We start from the raw sequence: 5181 nt of genomic DNA on the forward strand, positions 1-5181 counted from the left end.
GGACTCTTCCGCGTCGTGGAAAGCTCTGCGCTGGCCTGGCTGCTGCTGCCGCCGCTGGTGGTGATCGGCGCCGTCATTCCGGCCTGGTTTCTCATCGAGCTGGCGCGCCGCGGACTGAATGTGCTGCCGCGCGGGCGCAGCTGGCAGATTTTGTCGGTTTCCTTTGCCTTGACCATTCCGCTCACCCTGCTGCTTTCGCTGGTGATGCTGGCGGTCTTTGTGGTGGTGCTGGGCGTTTATCTGAACACCCAGCCGCAGCTGCTGGCCGATTTGCAGCGCTTCTTTGAACAATTTGACCCGGCGGACGTGGACCTGCAGCAACTGGAACTGATTGCCAACCAGATTCTTGCCAACCCGGTCATCGTGGCGCTGCTGATCAGTCTGGTTGCCGGAGTCACCCCGCTGCTGGAAGAGCTGCTCAAACCGCTGGCGTTGTGGTTGTATGCCGGCGACCGGTTGAGCCCGGCACAGGGGTTTGTCGGCGGGGCGTTGTGCGGAGCCGCCTTTGGCTTGTGGGAAAATCTGAGCGCACTGGCCGGCGCGGGCAACGGCGGCGGCGTGCTGATTCTGGTTGCGCGGGTCGGCTCCCTGTTGCTGCACATCACCGCTACCGCCATCTTTGGCTGGGGGCTGGCCTCTTTCTGGGCACAGCGCCGCTATTGGGGCAGACTGGTGGGCAGCTACCTGCTGGCAGTCGGGCTGCACGCCTTCTGGAACCTTTTTGGCGTGCTGAGCGCCGTTCCGGTCACCCCGCGGCTGCCGCTTCTTAACCGCCTTCCGGTTACCGACCAAACTTTTAACCCGCTCTGGCTGGTACTGCCGGGCATGGCACTGCTCAACCTGCTGCTGCTGGTGTGGATGAACTACCGCCTGCAACGCGAAGCGCAAACGGCAATCCGGCTGGCTCATCCTTCTCAAACCGACTCGCCAGCGGCCGGCACGGCTCAAAACCAGCCGGCAGCCGACGAGCGGATGGAAGACATCTTATCAAACAGGAATACATGAATGGACTGGATTCGGCTGGCGTTGGATTTTGTGCTGCACATTGACCACTATCTGGATGTGATTATCCGCAGCGTGGGGGTTGGCACCTATGCGGTGCTGTTTGGGATTATTTTTATCGAAACCGGCCTGGTGGTGACACCCTTTCTGCCGGGCGATTCGCTCTTGTTTGCGGCCGGAGCATTTTCCGCCAAGGGCTCGCTGCAAATACTGCCGTTGTGGCTGCTGCTGATGGCAGCCGCGGTAATCGGCGACAGTGTCAATTACTGGATCGGCAACAAGGTCGGTTCGCGCGTCTTTGAACAGGAAAGCCGCTGGGTCAAGCGCGAGTATCTGGAACGCACCCAAAAGTTTTATGAAAAGCACGGCGGCAAGACCATTCTGCTAGCGCGCTTTGTGCCGATTGTGCGCACCTTTGCGCCGTTTGTCGCCGGAATCGGTAAGATGCGCTACGGTTACTTCCTCACCTACAACATTGTCGGCGGTACGTTGTGGGTCAGTCTGTTCCTGTGGGGCGGGTTTTTCTTCGGCGGGCTGCCGTTCGTGGAAAAGAACTTTTCACTGGTGATCATCGCAATTGTGCTGATTTCGGTGCTGCCGGCGGTGTGGGAAACGCTCAAAGCGCGGCAGGAAAAGCGCGCCGCCGCGTTGAAGTAAGAGGGTAAAAAAACGCCTCTTTCTTTTCCATCCATATAAAAGCTCAGTCTGGATGCTGGCGGGCAAAGACCCCCGGCATCTATCCCCAAAACCTTCCCCGCGGAGCAGCGTCATTGAAATGGGCATCAACGCAGCCCGGCGCGGGTCACACTCCTCGCCCCCCTTCCCCAAAGAGGTACGCGTTGAGCAGACGGGGCAGCCTTGCGGGGAAGGGGGGCTACGGGGGGTTGGGGCGAGCAGATGTTTTTTTACTGGCGTCGGCAGCCTGTGGTTTGACCTCTTTTCGACTTACTTTTAAAAAGCCATGGGCGGCCTGTGTACGCCGGCCGCCGATTCGTTTATTTTCCGGTAAAATTGAGCCAGTTCATCCAAAGGAGGTCTTGAAATCATGGAATACCGCCCCCTCGGACGCAGCGGCGTACAGGTTTCAGCCATCGGGATCGGCACCAACCGCTTCGGCGCCGAGATGATGCCGCAGGCTGAAGTCAACCGCCTGCTGGATTTTGCCGAACAGGCCGGCATCAATCATCTGGATACGGCCGACATTTACACCGGCGGCCGCTCGGAAGAAACCATCGGCGAAGCCCTGAAAGGCAGCCGCCGGCGAAAATTTTTCATCGCCAGCAAGGTTTTCTTCCCCACCGGCGAAGGTGTCAACGAGCGCGGCCTTTCGCGCCACCACATTCTGGAAGCGGTGGAAGCCAGCCTGCGTCGCCTGCAAACCGACTACCTTGACCTGTACTACACCCACCGCTGGGACGAAAACACACCCATCGAGGAAACCCTGCGCGCGCTGGACGATCTGGTGCGCGCCGGCAAGGTTCGCTATCTGGGCTGCTCCAACTACGCGGCCTGGCAGCTGGCGCATGCCAACCTGCTGGCGGAGGTGCGCGGCTGGACGGCTTTTGCAGTGATTCAATCGGAATACAACCTGCTCAACCGCGAGGCAGAACGCGAAGTACTGCCTTACTGCCGCCAGTTCGGGGTCGGTTTTGTGCCGTACTTCCCACTGGCAGGCGGCTTTCTGACCGGCAAGTACCGGCGCGGGCAGCCCCCGCCGCCCGGCTCACGCGGCGAAAGTTCCGCCTATGTGCAGGGCTTCATGAACGAGGCGTTTTACGACCGCATCGAACGGCTGGAAATCTGGGCAAAAGACCACGGCCACAGCCTGAACGAACTGGCCATCGCCTGGCTGCTGGCGCAGCCGGCCGTCTGCTCGGTGATTGCCGGCGCCACGCGGCTGGAACAGGTCACCGCCAACCTGCGCGCACTCGAATGGAAATTGAGCGCGGCAGAGCTGGCGGAAATCAGTCAGCTGCTGGAAAGTTAACCGCGCCGGCTTACTCGCGCGAAACGGTGACGTAAATCATCGGGCGGCGGTGGGTTTCGCTGTACAGGTAATTGCTCAGCTCTTTCTCAATATCGCGGCTGAGGTTGCCGTTGACACTGCTGCCGATCAGTCCGGAAACCCGTTTGCGGGCTTCTTCCATCACCGTTTCACTCTCACGCGAAAGCATGAACCCGCGGCTGGTAATTTGCGGTTCGCGCCGCAGGCCGCCGCTGAAACGATCCAGCACCACGTTGACCAGCACGATGCCGTCGCGCGCCAGAATTTCGCGTTCGCGCATCACATCGGTATCCACCTCGCCCACACTGGAGCCTTCCACAAAGACATAGGAGGTCGGCACTTTTTCAGCCAGCCGCAGGCTCTTGCCGTCCAGTTCCAGCACCTGTCCGTTTTCGATGACGGCAATGTTCTCACGCGGGATACCAACCTGCGTAGCCAGCAATGCGTGCTGATGCAGCTGGCGCAGTTCGCCGTGAATGGGGATGAGGAATTTGGGACGGGTCAGGTGGATGAGCAGTTTCATCTCTTCCTGGCTGGCGTGCCCGGAAACATGCACCGGCGCAATGGCCTCGTAAATCACATTGGCGCCGCGCTGGAACAGGCGGTTAATCGTCCGGTACACATTTTCCTCGTTGCCGGGGATGGGATGTGAAGAAAGCACGACCGTATCGCCGGGGATGATGTCAAACAGGCGGTTGGTGCCAGTGGAAAGCCGTCCCATGATGGAAGACGGCTCACCCTGCGAACCGGTGCACATGATGACCACCTGCTCGGGCGGCAGGGTCAGCGCCTGCTCGATGGACACCTGCAATTTCTCGGGGATGTTCAGATAGCCCAGTTTGCGCGCCATTTTGACATTATCCACCATGCTGGTGCCGGCAAATGCCAGTTTGCGCCCGTGGCGCTGAGCGGCGTTGGCCGCCTGCTGCATGCGCGAGATGAGCGAGGCAAAGCTGGCAATGATGATGCGCCCGGGGGCTTCTTTGAAGACGCGGTCAAACGCCTCGTCAATCACCTTTTCGGAAGGCGTCCAGCCGGCGCGCTCGGCATTGGTCGAATCGGCCAGCAGCGCCAGCACGCCGCGCTGCGAAAACTCGGCCAACTTGGCGTAATCGCTGGGTTTTTCGTCCACCGGCGTGTGGTCGAACTTGTAGTCCGACTGGTGAACAATCAGACCGAGCGGGGTGGTAATGCCCAGCCCAACGCCATCTGGAATCGAGTGGCAGACGTGGAAAAACTCGATGGTGAAACTGCCAAGTTGCAGGGTGTCGCCGGCCTGCACGGTGTGCAATTCGACGCGGTCGAGCAGACCGTTTTTGGCCAGTTTGACCTCGATCAACCCGCGGGTGAGCGGGGTGGCGTAAATGGGCGCCTGAATCTGCTCGATCACGTGGCGGATGGCGCCGGTGTGATCCTCGTGCCCATGGGTGATGATGATGGCGCGAATTTTGTTGCGCCGTTCGATAAGGTAGGAGATATCGGGGATGATGTAATCCACCCCCAGCATGTCACTGTCGGGGAACATCAGGCCGGCATCCACGACGATGATATCATCGCCGTATTCATAGACCATCATGTTACGCCCAACTTCCCCCAAACCTCCGAGGGGGATAATCCGAATTTTTTTGTCCTTCATTTACTTGTGTACTCTTATTCCTTTGTAAAGTTTTTTATAAAACACAATGGATGTGTTTTTAGGGTTCCAATTCAGGTTTCAAAACAAAACCCCGCCAGATTTGCAGGGCTTACGAACGAAAACGTTCCCGCCTGAGTGATTTTTTATAATCAGTTGATATATTTTAACATCAAAAGGCTAATCTGTCAAAGCGCGTGGGTTTGTTCCTTGCCGCGCTCGTTCAAAAAGCAGCGGGCGCCGCTCCGGTGGGGAAAACCGGGAATCGCATCGCAGCGGGCAGGTCAGATTTAGGTTGCCCTCCAGAAACCTTTAACCTAACTCGCGCGTACCGGAAAGCAGTTTCTGAATATGAGAAATGTGATCGCGCTCGTGCCAGGCCGCCCGCCGCAGCAGTTTGCGCGGGCTCCAGAATTCGCCGTCCTTGCCCACCACCCTGACTTCCCCTTCCAGCTTGGGCAGCATTTCTTCCAATTTCCGGCGCACCACATCCAGCTGCCCAAAGACATCCTCCGGCAGTTCACGCCGGCTGATGCCGGCC

General features: G+C 58.9%; 4 protein-coding genes and 1 pseudogene. 3 read left to right on the forward strand and 2 right to left on the reverse strand.

Translation table 11 applies throughout. The features are described from left to right. From ACWIZX_RS15350 to ACWIZX_RS15360, 3 genes are all read left to right on the forward strand, one after another. A partial coding sequence (locus tag ACWIZX_RS15350; RefSeq protein ID WP_448336412.1) for a PrsW family glutamic-type intramembrane protease occupies window positions 1–1005 on the forward strand: 1005 nt, incomplete at its 5' end. After that, on the forward strand, window positions 1006–1659 hold the full coding sequence (locus ACWIZX_RS15355) for a DedA family protein (protein ID WP_448336413.1): 654 nt from the start codon (window positions 1006–1008) through the stop codon (window positions 1657–1659). Between the two features lie 388 nt (window positions 1660–2047). Next, window positions 2048–2989 carry an aldo/keto reductase gene (locus ACWIZX_RS15360; RefSeq protein ID WP_448336414.1) on the forward strand — a complete coding sequence of 314 codons (942 nt, stop codon included), beginning with the start codon at window positions 2048–2050 and terminating at the stop codon, window positions 2987–2989. Window positions 2990–2999: 10 nt separating this feature from the next. Here the strand turns inward: ACWIZX_RS15360 and ACWIZX_RS15365 are convergent, their stop codons facing one another. Then, on the reverse strand, window positions 3000–4643 hold the full coding sequence (locus ACWIZX_RS15365; RefSeq protein WP_322792778.1) for a ribonuclease J: 1644 nt from the start codon (window positions 4641–4643) through the stop codon (window positions 3000–3002). Window positions 4644–4952: 309 nt separating this feature from the next. Further along, window positions 4953–5181: pseudogene (locus ACWIZX_RS15370) on the reverse strand (hypothetical protein); the annotation flags it as partial.

This window comes from Bellilinea sp. (genome assembly GCF_053501535.1).